This is a genomic window from Flavobacterium sp. CSZ (assembly GCF_015350725.1).
Lineage (GTDB): Bacteria > Bacteroidota > Bacteroidia > Flavobacteriales > Flavobacteriaceae > Flavobacterium.
Genome location: NZ_JADKPQ010000023.1, coordinates 64,719 through 86,797, shown reverse-complemented (window position 1 = coordinate 86,797; position 22,079 = coordinate 64,719). Strand labels below are relative to the sequence as shown.

The 22,079-nt window shown below is 35.5% G+C and carries 12 protein-coding genes; 7 read left to right on the top strand and 5 right to left on the bottom strand.

Annotated features, from left to right (window positions below; translation table 11 throughout):
- Positions 1-29: 29 nt before the first annotated feature.
- The 3 genes from IRZ78_RS22240 to IRZ78_RS22230 all read right to left on the bottom strand — a co-directional run bounded on the left by IRZ78_RS22240 (position 30) and on the right by IRZ78_RS22230 (position 3,548).
- The gene (locus IRZ78_RS22240) at positions 30-584 is read right to left on the bottom strand and encodes an STM3941 family protein (RefSeq protein WP_194619000.1); all 555 of its coding nucleotides are present in this window, start codon (positions 582-584) and stop codon (positions 30-32) included.
- A gap of 264 nt (positions 585-848) precedes the next feature.
- Positions 849-2,969, bottom strand: a complete 2,121-nt coding sequence (locus IRZ78_RS22235) for a cation:proton antiporter (protein ID WP_194618998.1) — start codon at positions 2,967-2,969, stop codon at positions 849-851.
- Between the two features lie 3 nt (positions 2,970-2,972).
- Positions 2,973-3,548, bottom strand: a complete 576-nt coding sequence (locus IRZ78_RS22230; protein ID WP_194618996.1) for a hypothetical protein — start codon at positions 3,546-3,548, stop codon at positions 2,973-2,975.
- A 383-nt stretch (positions 3,549-3,931) separates the two neighbouring features.
- On the opposite strand from IRZ78_RS22230, the gene IRZ78_RS22225 reads away from it, so the two are divergent.
- Positions 3,932-4,762 (top strand): phospholipase A, encoded by an 831-nt coding sequence (locus tag IRZ78_RS22225; RefSeq protein WP_194618994.1) that lies wholly within the window; start codon positions 3,932-3,934, stop codon positions 4,760-4,762.
- A 7-nt stretch (positions 4,763-4,769) separates the two neighbouring features.
- Here the strand turns inward: IRZ78_RS22225 and IRZ78_RS22220 are convergent, their stop codons facing one another.
- The gene (locus IRZ78_RS22220; RefSeq protein ID WP_194618992.1) at positions 4,770-5,546 is read right to left on the bottom strand and encodes a ThuA domain-containing protein; all 777 of its coding nucleotides are present in this window, start codon (positions 5,544-5,546) and stop codon (positions 4,770-4,772) included.
- A 20-nt stretch (positions 5,547-5,566) separates the two neighbouring features.
- Complete coding sequence (locus tag IRZ78_RS22215) at positions 5,567-6,313, bottom strand: hypothetical protein (RefSeq protein ID WP_194618990.1); 747 nt, start codon at positions 6,311-6,313, stop codon at positions 5,567-5,569.
- A gap of 243 nt (positions 6,314-6,556) precedes the next feature.
- Between IRZ78_RS22215 and IRZ78_RS22210 the strand changes: the two genes are divergently transcribed.
- The 6 genes from IRZ78_RS22210 (at position 6,557) to IRZ78_RS22185 (ending at position 21,970) form a co-directional block, all read left to right on the top strand.
- Positions 6,557-7,660 carry a fatty acid desaturase gene (locus IRZ78_RS22210; protein WP_194618988.1) on the top strand — a complete coding sequence of 368 codons (1,104 nt, stop codon included), beginning with the start codon at positions 6,557-6,559 and terminating at the stop codon, positions 7,658-7,660.
- A gap of 250 nt (positions 7,661-7,910) precedes the next feature.
- Positions 7,911-8,612 (top strand): outer membrane beta-barrel protein, encoded by a 702-nt coding sequence (locus IRZ78_RS22205; protein WP_194618986.1) that lies wholly within the window; start codon positions 7,911-7,913, stop codon positions 8,610-8,612.
- Positions 8,613-8,626: 14 nt separating this feature from the next.
- Positions 8,627-9,358 carry an outer membrane beta-barrel protein gene (locus tag IRZ78_RS22200; RefSeq protein WP_194618984.1) on the top strand — a complete coding sequence of 244 codons (732 nt, stop codon included), beginning with the start codon at positions 8,627-8,629 and terminating at the stop codon, positions 9,356-9,358.
- Between the two features lie 32 nt (positions 9,359-9,390).
- Positions 9,391-11,355, top strand: a complete 1,965-nt coding sequence (locus IRZ78_RS22195) for a T9SS type A sorting domain-containing protein (protein ID WP_194618982.1) — start codon at positions 9,391-9,393, stop codon at positions 11,353-11,355.
- Between the two features lie 83 nt (positions 11,356-11,438).
- On the top strand, positions 11,439-21,218 hold the full coding sequence (locus IRZ78_RS22190) for a SpvB/TcaC N-terminal domain-containing protein (protein ID WP_194618980.1): 9,780 nt from the start codon (positions 11,439-11,441) through the stop codon (positions 21,216-21,218).
- Positions 21,215-21,970, top strand: a complete 756-nt coding sequence (locus tag IRZ78_RS22185; protein WP_194618978.1) for a hypothetical protein — start codon at positions 21,215-21,217, stop codon at positions 21,968-21,970. The genes IRZ78_RS22190 and IRZ78_RS22185 overlap by 4 nt, the downstream gene beginning before the upstream one ends.
- Positions 21,971-22,079: the final 109 nt, after the last annotated feature.

Genomic DNA, 22,079 nt, shown 5'->3' with positions numbered 1-22,079 from the left:
AGCTGGTTTTTGTTATATATCGGGAACGTTTATCTGCTTACAAGAGCAATTTCTTTCCATGATTTATGAAACAGATTAAAAAGCTCATTAGAATCAACATCAATTTCAGAAGCAGAATACATTAATGTTAATTGATTCGTTTCTTTGTTAAGAGCCATATTCCAAAGCATCTTAGAAAGTCTTCCTTTGTATTTTTCAGGATTATTGATAGTAACCACAACCAAAGTATCTCCTCCGTTTTTTTCTGATTGAATATCGGCTACATCTTCCCAGTTTACAATGCCAAATGATTTTGACATAGGCGTAGTTTTGCCATAAAAGTTGTGTTTATTGAGTTCAATTAAAGGGCTTTTGTCTTTTAAGCTCAGTACACTTTTTAATAAAAGAATAAACATGATTAAAAATGCTGCCCCTGAAAATACAAGTGGTTTTATTTTGAGCTCGTTATCAAATATTCCGGCACTATAGATTATAACAAGAAGCAGAATAAGACAGACTCCCAAAGAGGTGAATAATAGTTTTTTTGTTTTCTTTGAATTTCTGTAAAGTTGAATTCCATTGCCTGTTGTGTTAATTTCCTGCATTTTAAATTGAATTGATTGTTTGTATTTGAATATTTATTGACCCATTGGGTGAAATTATTTTTAACACATAGAAACATAGAATTACTGAACTTAAGAAAGACGTTTTACTTGCATTAACACATCCCGATAGCTATCGGGAATATGTGTTAGAAACAAGTTTCTTTCAATAATCTTTTCAAAAATATAAAATCTATGTTTCTATGTGTTTAATTTATTTTTTTATGCGTGACACCCAACAGGTTTATTTATTTATTTATATTTAATTTATTTAAAAATTCGTCCAATGATTTTTCCAATATCAGCAAAATCATCCAGATTGCTTACGGCTCTTTTTTCGGTAACCGTTTTGTCCATTTTCGAAAAAGGATAAATTAGAATATAATTATTGTTGTTGAGGTTTTTATTTAAAATTTCCGGGACATTTTGCATTTGCGGAATATAGGAATGCATTCCTCTGTCTGCCATTAGTATAATCAAACCTTCGTCCTGTTCTAAAGTACAGGCAGCTTCCTGGGCTTCCTGCCATGTTGTTACAGTATTAAAAATGGCTTCAATATTGGCTTTTTTAATAATACTCTTTAAAATTTCGGTTGTTTTATCATTGGCATAAAAACTCATTTTGGCCCCTGAGTTTTTACCTATATTCCAAACCCTTAACAAGGAATGAAAAAAACCGGGCTCACGTTCTGCATTTGCAGGAATTAGTACAGCGTATTTTTTTATAGTAGCAACGGGTTGAACGGCATGATATATAATAACATTTATTTCCTTGTTGCGCAGGTAACCGTTATAAAGATTATAGGTGAATGAAGATGAAAAGCCTTTTTCTTCCTCCAGTCCAATGATGAGATCTGTAATATTTTGTTCCTTGGCAACATTGCTTATCCCTAATACGACATCATTATCATATCGGGTAATAGGATTTAGTTTTACATCTGCTCCGGCAGCCATATTTACAGCTTCGCCAAGCAATTTTTCTGCATTTTTAGACGAAGATTCACTTTTATCTTCATTGATAATATTTACGGCAAACAGGCTGTCTTTATTGGTTTGTGTTTTGATGAGCAAACCAAGATTTACTATTTTTTCAACGGTATTTTCATGGTTTAATGCCAAAAGGATTTTTTCATTTTCATGACTTGTTCCTGCAACCGTTTCTTCTTTATCTGAATCTGCAATTCTTTGTGCACTTGCCATCGAAACAAATGATGAAATTGTACAGGAAACCAGGATAAGTAAAATACTTCCGTTTAGCACGTGTTCATTCAAAAGTCGGACAGGTTCTCCTGCTTCATTTTCGAACAAAATAATATTGTATCCTACCATTACAGAAGCCAGTGTTGCAGCTGCAGAGGCGGCGCTCATCCCGAAAATAAGCGTACCCTCGTCATTGGTAAGGCTGAATGTTTTTTTGGTCAAAATAGCGGCTGCATATTTCCCCCCAATAGAAGCTATCAGCATTACTGAAGCTACACCCAGCGTTTCCCAACTCTGAATAAAAGCGTTAAAATCGATAAGCATACCAACACTTATAAGAAAGAAGGGAATGAAAATCGCGTTTCCAACAAATTCTACACGGTTCATAAGCGATGAGGTATGCGGTATAAGTCGGTTAAGGGCAAGTCCGGCAAAGAAAGCTCCAATGATGGCTTCAATTCCGGCTAATTCGGCCAGTAAAGCAGCAAGGTATATCATGACAATGACAAATATATACTGCGAAATTTTATCCTCGACATTCTTAAAAAACCAGCGCGCTATAATAGGAAACACAAGTAAAACAATCAAAGCAAATACCAGCATAGAAACGGATAATTTTACCCAGAATGAAGTTCCTACTTCTCCCTGCGACATACCTACGACGACGGCTAAAACGACCAGTGACAATACATCGGTAATCATTGTTCCGCCAACAGTTATGTTTACAGCCAGTTTTTTGGCGATGCCAAGTTTGCTTATCATTGGATATACAATAAGAGTATGCGACGAAAAAAGGCTGGCAAAAAGTACGGTAGTTAAAACTGAAAAATGCAAGACATAGTAACCGCCAATAAGTCCCAGTACAAAAGGCACTATAAAAGTATAAATCGAAAAGGTGATACTCTTCCATTTGTTCTTTTTAAAATCACCCATGTCAATTTCAAGTCCTGCTAAAAACATGATATAAAGAAGTCCGGTTGTACCCGTTACGACAACGCTGCTGTCCCTGGCAAGCACATTAAATCCGTTTGGGCCTATGACAGCTCCGGCTATAATAAGACCTAAAAGATGCGGTACTTTTATTTTATTGAGCAAAAGCGGAATACATAATATTATGACAAGCTCAATCAGGAATTTTAACAGCGGATCTTCTATGGGGAGGCTTACGTGTTGTATACTTAGTAACATATTTTATTTTTTTTGAGGAAGAGTAAGTTCAACAGAAAATCTTGCTGTACAATTATCCTGTCCTGTTATGGTCTGAGTACCTTTTATAACATTGTTTTTGATATCATCAAGAACTACATTCATTTTTACACCATTTTTAGAGATAGTGTCGGTTTTAAATTCAAGCAATATTTTATCCTCAATATATTTTGCCTGAAACACACGAATGAGCTTTTTGTTGTTTAAAACATTCGTATAAATTCCGGTTGAATCTGATAAAAATTGCCAGGTTTCGTTGCGCTGATCTCCAATTACATATTTACTACAGTTAGATTCACGACACAACATTTTACTGTTCCAGATTCCCTGAATGTTTTCCGGCCATTCTTTTATAGAGAAGGTAATGTCTTTTACGGTATCTTTTAAAGCGTAAATACTGTCGCGAAACTGGAGCAGGGATTGATAGTCTGATTCCTTTTCGGCTATTTTTTCTTCTCTTACATTCAAAGCTTGTTCTCTTTCTTGCAGTTCAAGTTCTTTTTTGTTTTCACATGAAATAAAAAGGAATGTAAGGATCAATAATAGAGGGATTTTTTTCATAAAACAGGTCTTATGGATTACATTTTGTGGAAATAAAAATGCACACTTTTACGAGTGCAAAAGAAACTTAGGTACTACAAGGTACTAAAATAATTAGGAAAAAGCCTGTTTTTGGCTCATTAAGATTTAACTGGTTTTACTTTTGGCTGAAAAAAATTGGAGTATTAAACATTAGAAGATACATATAAAACACATGCAGATGATTCTGTAATAAGTGACTATGTTTCTTTTTTATGGATGATGAGCAGCTTTTGTAAAAATCTATTATTGTTTAAAAAAAAATTGGCTTAAAGTTATTGAGTTAACCTTATTTTTATTGAGTTAATGTGATGCCTTAAATTCAAGTACATTTATTTTAAAAATAATTACAATTACTATTTATAATGCATTTCAAATACCTACTGATTTTTTTTGTTTTATTTTCAATTAAATCAAACTCGCAAATTTCTCAGATTGTAGAAGAGAAAAAAAATTTCCGGGCAGCAGATTCGCTTTTAAAAGAGCCCAGTTTTTCTGTTCACAAAGACAATTATTTTTTAACGGGAGTGCCTGTCAATACCGATATTACAAGAAATACTGCTGATGTAAAATATCAGGTAAGTTTTAAATTACGATTGAATTCAAAGCCTTTGTGGGGTGGATTTTTTCCCTATTTAATGTATACCCAAAAGGCGTTTTGGGATATTTATGCAAGTTCAAAACCATTCTCAGAAATTAATTTTAATCCCGGTGTAGCGATTGTTCGTCCGTTTTATCTAAAAGGAGGAAGGCTTACGTATGGAAGCGTCTCATTCGAACATGAATCAAATGGAAGGGATTCTATTTACTCAAGAACCTGGAACATGCTTGCTTTTTCTTTAAAATCTCAGATTTCTCCACGATGGATTGTTGGTTTAAGAGGATGGATTCCGCTTGTGGATAAAGAGGATAATCCCGGACTTACCAAATATGTAGGTTATGGCGAAGCGAGTGCCACGTATCAGATACAACCCGGACGATGGAGCGCGGACATTCTTTTCAGGAAAGGAAGCGGTCTTATTAATTACGGATCCTTACAGACACAAGTAAACTGGAGGCCATACAAAAGCGAGAATTATTATCTCACGCTACAATGGTTTGTGGGGTATACAGAAAGTTTGATCGATTATCAGGAACACAAAAGCATGGTGCGTATAGGATTTACAATCAAACCTGAAAATATGGGTATTTTCTAAATTCACATCAATTTTTATTTGCTGCCCAAAATATAGAATTTCTTAAAAGGGTAGTGTAAGCTTCATTTTGAAACAATTCAGGCGAATGCCCCATAAAGATGTAAACATTACGGGATTTAAAATGGTTGTTTGTCCAAATTACGGGATGATCGCCCATTTTTATTTTTGAATCAGGCTCATAAGTAGATTCATCTACTGAGCCTATGACCTGTACATTTGACCGAGGGCTTTTATTATACGTATACCATTCTTCGGTATTCACAAAAAAGTTTGAAGGAACTCCTTTTGTTATAGGATGCAATGAATCTTCAATGTTTACTTTGGCTCTGGCGAAAGTGGGAATATAATCTAAAAACTTTATACCGCCCATAAAATCAGAAAACCATTGCCAGATTGGGTATCCGTCGAATTCGCCCAATAAAGTAGCATGATGTAATCCTACCCAGCCGCCTTTGCCATTATTCATATATTTCTCAAAAGCTTTCATAGATTCTTTGCTCCAGGTATAAGGAGGATAATCCAGTTGTATAAAAACCTGATATTTTTTTAGAAGAGCTTCGTTTATTGTTTTAGTACTTTCGACATAATCAATAGTACAACTGCTATCGACAGCGAGTTTGTTTAGCCAGGGCTTTGCAGCCTTGGTAAAAGCCAGATGATGTCCGCCATTTTCGTATAAAACCAAAACTTTGAATTTTGATTTTTTTGACTTCTGGGCAGTACAATTGGTCTGAAAAAAGAAGCAGAATATTACCAAACAGATTACTAGTATCGAATTTTTCATTGAATTATCAAATTGCTATTTTACTCATTGATAGTCGCTATTACATTTTCTCTACGACCTGTTTTTAAATCAATGACTTCAAATTTTTTGGTAGAAGAAAAAGAACCTATATCACTATCACTATTGATTAAAATGCCACCAACTAGAATAACGTATTTGCAATTGTATGTAGTAGCAGCAACTAATTCCTCAATGCGTTTATCGATCGAATCGTAGATTATTTCTGTGGCTTCATAAAGCGGTATTTCGGCTTTTAGGATTCTTTCTTTCTGTTTGAACAGGATTTGTTCAATACTATTCATCTGATAATCTATTTCTGTAATATGGCCGGGTTTGATAGTATTATTGATTAGTTTATGCAAAGCACCATTGGCTGCACCACAACAACCCGAAGGTTTATTTTGTCCAAAGCGATTAATCTCACCAATAATTCCTTCTTTCGAAATACCAATATGTGGTCCGTAATAGATAAAAACGGCTCCGTCATCAGGAACATGACTCGCAAATGCCTGCATTCCAGTTAATCCCGTAAAAGGAAATCCGTCTAAACCTCCCATTTTAAAAGGGCCCAGAAATTCATTTGTTCGTACAGGATATTGAATACTATTTACATCATCACTGCAAATACTGTCTGCAAACATGATTTGCGCAGGTTCCAGATCTAGTTTTTCTTCTACATAATCAATGATTTTGTTCATAAAATCAATGGTAGTCAATGCATCAGGATAGTATTTTCTAATAATTTCTAGTTTTTCTCTTTTTTTCATTCTCAACAAGGGTTAAAATTTTGCGGTATTGCAGTGTTAAGGAAAGATGCATAAGATCTTGAGAAGATCTTAATTCCGAGGAAAGAGTAAAGTTAAATAATTTATTAAAGAACTTATTGAACCTTATTTATTTTCTTATAAAGAATTTTAAGAAAGTAGGTTTGTATATTTATAAAATACTGAAATTGTAGGGTTTAACTTTTTTTATTAAATTTGATATGACAATTTCTAGCAATACCTGTTATGGAAAAATTAAAACGCCCGGTTTATGTCAAAGCGGGTACTGATGATTTTTTTAAAAAGATGCGCACAGAAGTGAACGAAACTATTTTACAAAATTCATCCTTGTACCTATTAAATATCGTTAAGTCAATAGGACTTTTAGTTCTCTTTTTCCTATTTTATTCCTGTATTTTGCTGTTTGGAAACAGTATTTCTTTATTATTTCTTTTTTATATTTTGTGCGGGATTACCATGATTGTGCTTTTTATCAATGCATTTCATGATGCGGCACATGGGGCATTGTTTAAGAAATCAAAGCATAACGAATGGTTTATGTATGTACTGGAATTATTTGGCGGTAATCATTGGCTCTGGACACGCCGCCACATTAATCTTCATCATGCTTATCCTAATGTTCCCGATTGGGATATTGATATTAAACAAAGTGATATCATCAGGATTTTTCCCAGTAGTCCGTTGTTTCATTATCACAAGTACCAGCATATTTATATGTGGCTTATTTATCCTTTTTATAGTTTGAACTGGATTTATGTAAGGGATTTTAAAGACTTCTTTGGAAATAAGGATAATTACGTAAAAAAAGTAGTAGATAAAATTCCTCAAAGAGAAGTGCTGAGGTTGTTTGCAGCGAAAATCATCAACCTTGCTTATTTGCTCTTTATTCCAATATACGTCCTAAATCAGCCGTGGCATATTATTTTAGCAGCCTGGTTGGCCATGCATTTGTGCGGAAGCATGTTGGGAGTTGTAGCTCTTGTTTCGACACATGTAGATGAAGATGCTCATTTTCCTGTTACTGATCATGAAGGAAATCTTTCGGCTACCTGGGCAATGCATCAAATGATTGTAACAAAAGATTTTAGTACCAATAGTAAATTAGCCAATTTTTTGTACGGAGGTTTTACACATCATGTTGCACATCATCTATTCCCTGGCGTTGGACATACTTATTACCCTTATATTACACCAATTATAAAACGTTATGCCAGGGAGTATAATCTTCCTTATACCTCATATCCCTTTTATCATGCCGTTCGCTCGCACTTTCGAATGCTTAAAAGCAAAGGCACAAAGGAAAATATTATGATGACCGGTGAGATCTGATATTTGATTTTGGATTTATCTTATATTGTTGATTTTTAAGACCTCTTTTCTTCTTTTTTGTGAGTTTTTGATAAACAGTTGTGAAAAAATAATCAGCTTTGTAATAAGTAACCCTTAATTGTAATAATTGTACGGCTTATTCCGCTTATTTTTAAGAAATGAGTAATTCATCGGACAATTTTGTTTTTCGTCGATATTTCAGGCAATTTTAATTCAGAATTAATACATATATTCGCAAAAATTTTCGCGAATGAAAGTAATATTACACGTATTAATATTGGGTTGTTTTTTTAACGTTGCACTTTACGGACAAAACGAGACCAATATCACTTATGGGCTCAAGCTTGGCGGGCTATTCTCTCAAATTAGCAATCTGCCGGAAAGTATTAAAGGCCGTGACAATACTTTCGACAATAGTGTGATGGAAAGTAAAGGCGGATACGGACTTGAAGGCGGCTTTTTTTTAAATTGCAAACTTTATGATACCCGTGTGGCAATCCAGCCTGAAATTTTATTCAGACAATCGGGAGAAACGGTCAATTATCACGATGCTACAGGAAAAGAGTTTGAGTTAGGACTTCACTATTCTTATCTGCAAATTGGTGCTTTGTACAAGGTATATCCTTACGAAGGGCTAAATTTAGGTTTTGGTGCATTTTATGGCATCAGTTTATCTTCTAATAATCTTACTTACAAATCCAACGAAGCCGGAGGAATGTACGATGTTGCGACCAGACAATTTTATAAAGATGGTCTTGACGGTACAGATGATTTCTCCTTGTGTTTTGCCCTGGGGTATGAATTGCATCAGAGTATCCACTTCGATTTACGTTACTATTTAGGCGTAAAAGATGTCGTAAAAAGTAATTCTTCCTCCTTTCAGTTTATCGAAAATCAAAATAAAAGCAGTGTCATTTGCTTCTCTTTAGGTTATAGTTTTCATCAATGGTAATTTCAATAAAAAACATGAAAAAAATTATTTTGCTTCTTTTATTAGTAAGCACAAAATCGCTGTTTGCACAAGGTGACAGAGAGATAACTTATGGTCTTTTTGCAGGAGGAATTTATTCTACCATGTCTAATCTTCCAGATGTAATTGTACCAAAAGGAATTTACGAAGGATATACTCTAAAAGAAGAAGGTAAGTTTGGCGGTACTGCAGGTATTATGATCAACTGGAAATATCCGTATGCTAAAGTGAGTATCCAGACCGAATTGTCGTATTCAGGACAGAGTACCGATTTGAAATATGAAGATATCAAAGGATTAAAATATAAAATGACATTTGGATACAGTTATCTGAATGTCGGTGCACAATTTAAATATTATCCTGTTGAAGGATTTTATATTGGTGCGGGACCTTACGTAGGATTTAATATTGCCAGCGATAATATAAAATACAGTTCGAATGCCCAGGAAATATTTGCTGATTCAGGTACTTATTTTGAGCCGGATGCCAATGTGCAAAAAGTTTTGAAAGAATCTCTAACTGGGAAAAACTATTTCTACGGTATGCTTTCTGCCGGATATGAGTTCAATTCGAGACTTTCTGTAGGAGCGCGTTACACTTTAGGACTTACAGATGCTTTGACTACCGAGGAAAACGGACATCGTTACAGCGAGAATAAAAACAAGATCAATAGTATGTCGCTCATTATTGGTTACTCTTTTGATTTTGATGATTTAGCCAATTTCTAAATAGTCGCTCATCATTTTAAAAACATAAAATTATGTACAGAAAGATTTTTTTAATATCCGCTTTTGTAACCTTATTGACGAGTAATTTAATTTTTTCTCAGCAAAAAGCAGTACCCGGATTAGTTGAAGAACCACAATTTTGGATTAAATCCCAAAATAATGGTGAGGCGTATTATTGGGAAAGTCTGACAAAGAAGGAAGCCAAAATATCAGGCCGAAAACATAATGGAGCAGTTTTTAATTTTAATCCCAGTATTGTTTTTGACAGCACACAAGATTCACTGATTTTACCTCTGGGAATAGAAAGCAAAAGAAAACAAACCCTGTTTATGGTCTACAAAGTAAAAGACAGTTTGAAAGAACAATTTTTATGGACGATAAACGATACTAAAAAAACACTTTCTGTAGCGACCAATAAACGTTTGGTCGATTTAAAAAAATACTCCTATCAAACCTATCAGGAGAAAATTAAACCCAACAAAGCCAATATTCATTTCTTTCAGCAAAATGTAACGGATAGTGTTGCAAAGTTATCGTTGCTTACTATTGGTCAAAAGTCAAGATTTGAAAAATTACCACCCGAAGAATTCAAAGGAAATATCAGCGAGATTTTAGTCTATAACAGGGTTTTGTCAGGTATGGAAACTCAAAAAGTAGCAAGTTATCTTGCGGTGAAATATGGTATTTCACTCTCGCAGTTTGATATCAAAAATTATCTCAATAGTAAAGGGCAAACCATTTGGGATATCAATCAACATAAAGGATTTGAAAATTCAATTACTGCAGTGGGTCGTGATAATGCCAGCGGATTATTGCAACCAAAAAGCAGTAATATGGTCGATGAAGGACTCCTGACTATTGGACTTAAAAGTAAATCGAATACCATTCCGGATAATTATTTTGCTTTTTGGAGTGATAACGGAAAAAATCTTCTGGTAAAAAAACAAGAACAAGGAGAACCAATTGGAATCGCCAAAGAATGGCAGCTGGATTTTACCAACCCAACTGATTTAAGTCTTGACTGGACACTGAATCCAAAATTCATAAAAGGCACTTTGCCCAAAGATACTTACTTCTGGTTGCTAGTAGACTATTCCGGCAAAGGAACTTATGACGAGAAAGATTCGGAATACATTCGATTGGCCAGTACTTCGAGTCAGGAAAAACTGGTGTTGAATGATTTTAACTGGGACAAACAAAAATCTGGCAAAGCCAAATTTACCCTGAAAGTCGCCCCTGAAATGTTCAGCCGTGTCTGGATTACAGAGGCAACCTGTGGTGTTTTAGGATCAGGACAATTAAATTATTCTATAGAAGGCGGTGAAGCGCCATTTACCCTTACAGTAAAAAAAGAAGGCAGTGAAGTTGCCGTAAAACAATGGAATCAGGCCGCAAAAAGCGCAACAGGCGTGCAGCTTTCATCAGGAACTTATGATTATATTGTAAGGGATGCAAAGGGAAATTTGTACTCAGAAACTGTTTTTGTTGCCGATAAACAAGGAACATTCCCAAACCTGAAATCAGATTATTTATTAAAAGACGGTAACGCCATAACGCTAGATGCAAGCAAAGATCTTCCTTCGGGTAATTATCAATACCAATGGTTTTACGAAGGTGATTTTATAGACGATAATCCAAAAATATTAATCGATCAGCCGGGAGAATATGAGCTTCGATTGATAAACGATCAGGAATGTAAAACATCTAAGAAAATTGCCGTTGCTACTGACGGAAAAGAAATAACAGATGCAAGCGTACTTATTTTATACCCCAACCCAACTACAGACGGTCATTTTTCTCTTGCAATGCAATTCCCAAAAAAGACAAATGCCAACATTAGTATTTATACGCCAAGCGGTTCACTTTTAAAACAAAAACAATTCAGCCAAATCGAAACTTATTTGTATCAAGATGTTATAAAAAGTGCTTCAGGAATGTATTTAATAAGCGTAAGATCAGATTTCGGAACCAAAACTTTCAAAGTGATTGTGAAGTAATTCAAACGTATCTCATCAAAAGATAATACGAATTACACTTGGAAAAAATAGACAGATTGCCCCATAATTGATTACCCTACTTTATGAAAAATAAAATTATAATACTGGTATTTTTAATAGGTTCTTTTTTGTTTGCCGCCAATTTTGGCCCCTACAAAATAGCCTCTTTATTTACTCAAGGTAATGCTGAGAACGAATTGGTTATTGAAAAAGCAAAAGCAGATTCGATCGCAATTCTTAAAAACGAAACTAAAAATACAAAATCATTTAGTGCAGATATTGCTGAGGGAATTATCGGGATCAGGGATGAATCTGATATTGATGATGCCTACGATAATGTCTTTCATCTTAAAGTGGATGCTTTGCCTTCTAACGGAGAAAATGTGTATCTGCAATATGAATTGTACGGATACGATCAGGCAGCTTCTATTTCGAGAAGTTTAAACAACCAACCCAGTATTGGAGGACAATTTGTATCGCAAAATAACCATTGGAGCAAACAATCGGAGTTGCTTTCAGAAAAATCATTGCATGAAGGAGACAACGTTTTATTGTTTACAGCTCCTGAAGGAACTTCAAATTCGTACCGAATAAAAAATGTTCGTATTGTTTATAAAACCGCTCTGGCTTCGACTGACTTTACTTTATTAAAATCAGATAACAAACTCTATATCAAAGGGACCAATTTTCCTTCTCAAATCAGAAAAATGACTATTGGCGGAATTTCGATTGATGTCAATCAGCCTGAATTTGAATTGGTATTAGACGCGGCAACTACAGGAAAATCAATTTTGGTAACCAAAGAAACGACAACTGGAGTTATTGTAAATGAGAAATTAGAGTTCAGTCAATTTTTGAAAGTTCCGGGTTACAGACCGCTGGAAAATGCTAAAGAACGTATTGCTAAAACCATCAACTTTGAAACTGTAAATACATTAGATTATAAAGCTTTTTCGGCAGTTTTTCCTGTTGGAGCTTTAAAAAGTAATGTAAAAGTATCCGTAAGCGGACTTCGAAAAATAGATATTGCTCCGCTAAATTCTGCTATGGTCAACGTTACAGGAACCAATGCAGGTTTCAGGTTATTGCCACACGGAACCATTTTCAAGAAAGCTGTAACCTTGTCATTACCTTACGATAAAAAAACAATTCCTGAAGGTTATACAGAGAAGGATATTAATGTATTTTATTTCGATGAAAACAAAAGATTGTGGCAGGAAGTAACCAAAGATTCACTGGATATCAAACAAGGAATTATTAAGGCGAAAACCACTCATTTTACCGATTTTATTGCCGGAATTATAAAAATGCCCGAATCTCCAGAAACTTCAGGATATACACCAACAAGCATAAAAGACTTAAAGGCGGCAAGTCCGTTAGTAGGAATTCAGTCAATTGCGCCGCCTTCGGCCAACGGAAGAGGAACGGCAAGTACCGGATTTTCGATCGTGATTCCAAACGGAAGAGGCGGTATGCAGCCTTCTTTTAACCTGCAATATGATAGTGATGGCGGTCATAGCTGGGCAGGTATGGGCTGGGATATTTCTGCTCCGGCAGTAAGTATCGAAACCCGTTGGGGAGCACCACGATACGATGCATCAAAAGAAACTGAAACTTATGCAATTGCAGGAGAACAATTAATCCCCAATTCGCACAGAGCTGAATGGGTAGGAAGAACAACCGACAAACAGTTTTATCCAAGACGTGAAGGCGCATTCCAGCAAATTATTCGTAAAGGATCCTCTCCTAAAAATTATTATTGGGTCGTAAAGGACAAAAGCGGAGTGGCCAGTTACTATGGAGGAAACGCATCAGGACTTTCAACCGATGCCATTTTGCAGGATGGGTCCGGAAATATTGGGCATTGGGCGCTATGTCTTCAGGTCGATCTAAAAGGAAATACAGTTGAATACGAATACGATAAAAAAGACGGAGAACTATATCTTAAAAAAGTTTATTATACCGGTTTTGATTCCCAAAAAGGAAACTACAGCGTTACTTTTGTAAAAAATGCTGATTTAGGAGAAGCTAACCGTGCAGATGTAGAGGTTTCGGCAAGATTAGGTTTCAAACAGCTGAACAATCAATTATTACGCAAAATAGAAGTACGCTACAAAGACGATATGATTCGCAGTTATGAGCTGAAATACAAAGAGGGCGCTTTTAAGAAAACATTGCTTGAATCAATTTCTGAATATGATTCTGAATCAAAATTATTTTACACCAATACGCTGGATTATTTTGATGATGTTCGTGATGCTTCAGGGAAATATATTCCGTTTGGGACCGAGCAGAATTGGAGTGTGCCTGATGATCATTTAAAAAATAACATTTTACCGAATGTTGATGTATCAGGAAAACATACGCTGGGAAATAGTTCGAATGGTAAATCGGCGGGAATAAATTATCGAATTGGAGTTGGGTTATCTACCGATTCTGGAAATTTTAAGCAAAATACTGTAGGGGCGCATGGTGGAAATAGTTGGGGATCCTCTGAAACTATTGTAACCCTGGAAGATTTAGATGGCGATCAGCTTCCGGACAAAGTATTTAGAAAAGGAGATAATGTGTATTATCGAAAAAATCTTTCTAATCAGGGAACTAATGGTTTTGGAGAAATTCAGGAAATATCATTAAATAATATAGGAAACTCATCCAGTAAAACTTTCAATTGGGGAGTAGATTTAGTTATAGGATATTCAAAAGTTAGTGCTAGTGTTGGTTTTGATAAACAATATACCAACAGCAAAACAAAAAGTTATTTCATGGACTTTAACGGTGACGGACTAGTTGACTTTGCCAATAACGGGCAGGTTTATTACAACCGTTTAGTTAATGGAGTTCCAACTTTTAAACCAGGCAGTACGGGAACACCTTCGCCGGTTTCAGGAGATGGAGAACTTACTTTGAGTTTTCCGGCTCCGGCAATGACTTTTGAAGAAATGCAGGTCAAAAACCCGTTGCATGATGTGGTTCGTATGTGGGAAGCACCTGTAACCGGGCAGATTAAAGTATCCCATACCTATGAATTACAAAAAGATCTGTCAAAAGAAAGAACAGAATATTTAACCAATGACGGAAAAGATAAAGCAGATGGTGTGCAATTGTTTTTCCAGCAAGGAAATAGTTTAGTATGGAAACAAGCCATTGCCGCAGACGATTATAATAGTAAAACCAAAGAGGATGTAATTACCGTAACAAAAGGAGAAAAGCTATTTTTCAGGGTAAGTTCTGTTATGGATGGAAGTTTTGATCAGGTATTATGGAGTCCAAAAATTTCATATATAACAGTAAATGATGATACGGGCAGTTTATTGCCCATAGCTGATGATGCTGTAGATGCCAACTTATACTCACTGAAAAATTATGATGCCGAAAAAGACTTTTTAAGCAGCACAAATTCGGGCTTATTAGTTTCAGCCGGTACAATTTCTTTTGCAGGAACTTTTGTAAAACCCATTACCTCAGATCATGTTACGCTTCGAATATTTAGAAAAAATCTGGATGCAGGAGCAGTTGAAACGGTACTCTATGAAAAGCAGTTTAAGGCAAATCAAGCCGTTAGTTTTGATATGAGCAGTATTGGAGTATTAAATAATAATGCAACTTCGCAGATTCGTTTTGTTTTAGACAGCAAGACAAATGTAAATTGGAACACCATTACTTTTGATCCTTCGATAAATATGCCTGCTGTGGCACCGGCTGTATCTGAGAATAAGAAAATAGATGTGTATTTACAGCGTTATAAAAAACGACTTGGAAATTATCTTATTGAGAAAAAAAGTTCGACTATTGATGGAATTTTGTCCATTAATTTAGCAGCTACTGATCTTAATTTAATTCCGGGATTTAATCCTCTTAAAACAAAATTAAATGGCAATGTAACCATTACTGCAAAGCAAAATAACCAATTAGTAGCCAGAAAACATTATAAAATGGTTAATGCCGTTTTACAGGAAGATCTGACTGTTTTAGAGCCGGTAACAGATTTTTCAAAAGTTATAAACGGATTACCAATTGATTTGGAAATTAGCGTTCCAGAGTTGGAAAGTAATGCCATAACTCAATATTGTATTTCTCTTTTTCAAATGCCTGTATATCTGAATGTATTGGGTGATTTGGCAGCAACCTGGTCTGCAGATACAAATAAATATGCTGTTTATTCGCCATTTTTTGCTGAAGAATTACAGTTAGGATTAGGGCACAGAGAATGGGGCGGATTTGTTATTAATAATACAGGAGCTTTTGCTTCTGATGTTATAGCAGTGTCGCAATTAAAAACATCTGATACTTACAACGCAGAACCAAACTTAGATCCTGATAACCAGTCAGAAACAGAGCAGCAGGGTTATGATATTGCCAAGGTATATTTTATAGCCATGCAGAGTATGTATGCTAAAAATAATACGGTGGGACTGGAAGAAACCACTTTTATCGACAGCAGATTTATGGGAACTTCGCGTCTTGGTGAAGATGATATTGCCTCTTATTTTGATGCAAGTCTGCCAAGTCTCGACGGTGGAGGAACTATGGCACTGGAAATCTTAAGCGAGAACGAAAGTACCAGTTATTCAGCCGGACTAAAAGTAGGACCGCTTGGCCCGGGAGGAAGTAAAGGAGAAGGAAAAAGTTATGTTACCCAGACTATGGCCGATTTAAACGGTGACCGTTTTCCTGATTATATCCGTGGAAAGGAAGTACAGTTTACTTCTCCGATAGGAGGAATAAGTAGTCAAAAAACTGAAATTTACAATTACAGTCACGGAGAAAGCAAATCAGATGGAATTAGTTCTGATGGAAGTTATTCGCATGGTTTTACAAAAACGGTGCAGAAAATGGTAGCCGTTTCAGATAGTAACTGTTCAATGGTAAATGAGCTTAGATCTGTAAAGGAATCAATAGATATTTCGGCCACTATGTCCATATCCGGTAATATGGGAACCAATGAAGATGAATCGCAATACATGCATATTGATATTAATGGAGATGGACTTGCTGACAGAGTTAAGAAAACCGGTGAAGTAGCTTTAAATTCAGGTTATGGATTTTTAACAGAAGAAAAATGGAATCTGGATGGACTTGCGACGGGTTATTCTGAAAATTGGGCGATAAGTCCTTCTAGTGGAATGTCTTACAAATCGGGTTCATTTACAGGTGGATTCAATTTCGGAAAAGGAACCGACAATTCTAAGACTTTAATGCTTGATGTTAATTCAGACGGGCTGCTTGATAAAGTGGAATACATTGGCAGTAAAATGATGGTTGCTTTAAATATGGGAGATAGTTTTATGACACCTATTGAGTATCCTAAATTTTCGAGAATGAACGAAAATAACAGTACTAATTATGGACTTAGTACTGGTTTTAGTTATGATATTCCTATTTTCCTGATTAGAATTACCCCTAGTCTTGGAGGTTCTACAGGCTTTAGTACCTCTCGTACCGAAGCTACTTTTAATGATATGGATGGTGATGGAAATCTGGATTATGTACTTTCTGATGATGAAGACCATCTGGTAGTGCGTCTTTCCAACATTAAAAGAACCAACAAACTTAAAAGCGTTACCAATGGTGCTGGAAATAGTTATGTGGTAGATTATGAATTAACCAAATCAAGTTACGAAAATCCATCAGCCAAATGGGTGTTACAATCCATAGATGTTTTTGACGGATATATAGGCGATGGTATCGATCATTCTATTGCAAAATTCAGGTACGAAGACGGATACTACGATCGTCGTGAAAGAGATTTTTATGGTTTTGGAAAAATAATTCAGGAACAAATTGATGCAGCGGATGACTCAGTTTTTTCAACGACAGTTCAGGAATTTTACAATCAGGATTATTTCCGTAAAAATCTTTTAAAACGTAGTTATACATTAGATAAAAACAATAAAATGCGTCAGGAAGCTGAAAACGAATACAGTTTTACAGATGTTACGACGCAGGCTAGTGTACCAGTATCGGAACTAAATTTACCATCATGTGATGATAAACGTATTTTTGTGGGAATGATTCATGCCAATCAAAAAGTATACGAAGGAGGAAGTGATTATCTGGAAACTAATACTTTTAATACTTATGATGCCAACGGAAATATCACACAATATGAAGATTTAGGCAACGGAACGGCAAGTGATAAAGTAACGGCAAAAATAAGTTATTATGAGAGTACAACGCCTTATTATGGTGGAATACCAAAACAACTCGAAGTAGTTACTACTGAAGGTTTACGTCGTAAAAGAGCGACCACAATCGACACCAAAACAGCCGAAGTTACCCAAATAAAAAATTATAGTGCCGCTGATAAAATTGCACTTACAGATATTGCTTACGATACTTACGGAAACCTGCAAAAAATAACAGGTCCGACGAATCATAAAGGGCAGCGTATGACATTGGATTATACTTATGATGAAGACAATCATCAGTTCATGACCGAAATCAAAGATGCTTTTGGATACCAGAACAAGATGGAATACGATTATCGTTTTGGAATACCTGTAAAAACGACAGACCGTAACGATCAGAGTAACACATATACATTAGATGCAAAAGGGCGTATGGCGACGATAAGAGCACCTTACGAAATTGCCTCAGGCAAACCATACACCATAGCGTACGAATACTTTCCTGAAGCCAAAGTTCCGTATGCGAAAACCAAAAATTACGATCCGGAACTGGATAAGGATATTGAAACTTATACCTATACTGATGGATTAGGCAGAGCCTTGCAGGTGAAGAAAACAGCTAGTTTATTTACAGCGGCTGGCAGTGCAGATCAGGAAGCACAGATTGTTTCCGGACAAATTATTTACGACGGATTAGGCAGGCCAATAACCAGTTATTACCCAACGACGACAACTACCGTAGATAACAATTTTAGTACAACAGTATCAAGCGTTGCTCCAACCAAAACAGAATATGATGAAGTAGGACGTGCTGTAAAAGTAGAATTGCCGGACGGAAGCACTAATACGGTTGCTTTTGTTTTAGATAATTATGATGGAGTTCCGGTATTGCACACCACACAAACAGATGCTCTAAATAAAACAAGTGAAACCTATACTGATGCTAAAGGCCAGAATTTGGCCAGTATGCAAAATGATTTGCTGACCAAATTTGAAACCAATGCATTGGGTGAAACCATAAAAGTAACCGATGCCATGGATCATATTACAAATAGCAGTTATGACTGGTTAGGAAGACGTATTGAATTTACGCATCCTGATGCAGGAACGACCACTATGCAGTATGATTTAGCGGGTAATTTAACTTCCCGTATTACGCAGGATATAAAAAATACCGTTCCAAATGGTGGAGCAATAGAATATATATACAATTACAACCGTTTAGAAACGATTAAGTATCCTAAAAACCCGCAAAATAATGTACAATACAATTATGGTAAGGCCGATGGAACAGCATCGCGCAGAGGAAGATTATGGTTTGTACAGGATGCCAGTGGCGGACAGGAATTTTTCTACGGTAAATTAGGCGAAGTCGAAAAGGAAATTCGTACACTCCGTATTACACCTACGGATGTGCAGACTTATATTTCGCAATACGAATACGATACCTGGAACCGTATCCAGAAAATGACCTATCCTGACGGCGAAGTGCTGGAGTATACCTATAACCGTGCAGGAAACCTGCAAAGCATGCAGGGTAAAAAAGAAAGTCATACCTACGATTACATCAAACAATTAAGTTATGATGAGTTCGAGCAACGTAAATACTTAAAGTACGGTAATGATACCGAGACCAACTATACTTACGATGATGTAATGCGAAGGTTACAGCAATTACAGGTAAAAAGCGGTACAAGACAAGTCATGAACAATTCGTATAGTTATGATTTGGTGGGGAATGTCCTAGGTATTAAAAATACCGCTCCTGTAGTAAACAATACTTTGGGCGGAACTTCAAACCATGAGTACCAATACGATGATTTTTACAGGTTAAAATCGGCAAAAGCAACCTATCAGGGTGAGTTTACCAAGGCAAGTTATGAGCTGAATATGAGTTATAACAAGATGCACAACATCACAAAAAAGGATTTAGTACATACGGTAAACAATGAACAAAAAGGCTATGTTTTAGATTACAACTACGATAACGAACTGCATCCGAACGCGCCAAATAAAATTGCTGAGTCAGGAAAATCAGAGCCAAGGCAATATATGTACGATGGTAACGGAAACCCAACGAGTTATACGGAAGATAAGAGTTTCAGAAAAATGACCTGGGACGAAGAAAATCGTTTAATGGGAATAAATGATAATGGAAGAATTCACCAATATACGTATGATGCAAAAGGCGAACGAGTAATAAAAAGCTCAGGAGATTCTCAAAACGTAGCCATTAACGGAGAAACGGCAGCAACAATTGTGCATACCGATGATTACACAGGTTATGTAAGCCCATATTTTGTAATAAGTAAAGGGAAGTTTACTAAACATTATTTTGAAGGAGCAGGACGTATTGTAAGTAAGTTAGGAAACGGAACTTTTGCTCAGCCTTTGGGTATTACAGCCGGAGGAGTTAATTATACCAAACTAACAGCAGAACAACAAAAAGCACTAGATACCTATGTAAGAAGTTTAGGAGTGCCTCCGGGACCTCCAACACAACAGGGTATTTACGCTACACCTGAATTTACTGGAGATCCATATCCAACAGCAGTAATAAAACCTGTTGAAGAAAATCAGGAACCACCGGAAGGCTGGCCCAGAAACCCAATTTTCAATGGACCAGGAGATGTACCGGGACCACCAGTACAATTTGGGCCGCCTGTTGAACCTACAACAGTTAAGCCCGGAGAAGGATTTACAGGAATTGGTTTGCCGGAGAATGATATTTTTTACTTTCATCCTGATCATTTGGGAAGTACTTCGTATATTACAACCAAAAATGGTTCTATATCACAGCATGTAGAATATATCGCTTTTGGGGAGGTTTTGTTTGAGGAGCATTCATCATCTTTTTCTTCGCCTTATTTGTTTAATGGGAAAGAATTAGATCGTGAAACGAATTTGAGCTATTATGGAGCAAGATATTTGGATATGAAGACGAGTGTGTGGTTAAATGTAGATCCAATGGCAGATAAGATGCCAAATTATGGTGCGTATGTTTTTAGTTTTAATAATCCGATACGATTTATTGATCCTGATGGTAAAAGGCCATTGGATATTGTTTTCTTTAATCAGCAAGGTCAGGAAATTTCTCGTGTTAAATCTAAGACGGTTTTTAAAACATATGTAGCTACGACAAATAAACCCGAGCCTTCTCTATTTGGGGCACCTTCTAATACATTAAACACTCCACTGGGGACTTTTGTAGAGGCTCCAATGCCAGGAAAGATAACATATTCTCTAGATAAAAATACTGACCCATCAGATGATAAATATAATAAATACGATTATGAAATAGCAGCAGCAACGTTTATCATAAATGAAGGGATTAAAGAAGGAAGTCTATCTGTTGGAAATTATACTGTTGGCAAAGAAGCTACGCCGTTAGATGTTAATTTAGTTAAAGCACTGTCTTATAAAGAGTCTAGGTTAGGGCAGGGAACTTCTGAATCTACAAAAGCCAGTGATATATTTAGTATGTTTAATATGGGAGATTATGGAGATAAGGGAAAAATGGGAATGACAAAAGAGGATGTGAAAAATGGAAGTGGTGCTTCTTTAAGTACACAGTGGGGATCTAAATGGTTATATTATAAAGCATTTATGTCAAGTGACGGTAAGACTAAAAATTTCCAAGGATGGGATTATGCCATTCAAAAGTATGGACCAGGTGCAAAAGAGCCAGATTATAAAGATACAGTTTTTAAAATATATAATTCAATCAAATGAAAATTAGAGATATAGCTATAGTAGTGTTTTTTTTCTTGACAAGTAATTTATGGAGTGAATCACATATTAATTACATGCCTAATAGTCAGAAAAATTTAATTGCAAATATTGAGAATATTGAAAAATTAAATATTGACTTAAATAAAGTTAAAAATAAGAAACAGTTTTTAAAAGAATGGTTTTTAAAAAATTATTTAAAAAGTGCACAGAAATTGTCAATCAAAGAAATAAAAAATGATATTTACTCGGTTGTTGTTTATGAAATAAGTCTTTCATATGATTCTCCAACTAGCTTGAATAAAAAATATTCTATCATATATAACAGGAAATTAAACACTAGTTTTCTTGTGCCATTTGAGTTCAATAGATTATTTCGATGTAATAAAGAATTAATGATTGGAGGATACAAAGAATCTAGAGAATACGAATTCTATCAGATTTACGCATTAAAAAATAAGACTTTAAAATTAGTAATGGATACAAGTAAAGATTGTGATTATGGAATTAAGGTAGGATATTATAGAAATGATGAATGTTTAGAATATATTCCTAATAGATTTACTTGTAGCATGTCTAGTACTGATCAAATAGAGTTTATAGGTAAAATAAAAAATTATTGTAAAGTTAACGTTGATAGAAATGTAAATGATTTAAAACCGTTAACGATTACAAATACTAAAATTATTTATAAATACTCGAATATTAAAAGTAAATGGATTCTTCACAAAGGGTCAAATTATAAATGTTGGTAGTATAGCCCGCTGTTCGAAGTCTCCCGACTTCGAACCGTCAAAGAAAATAGACAAAGAATAGAAAAATTTAACTTTGCAGAAATGCGAAGTTTTTTTATGTTTAAAAATG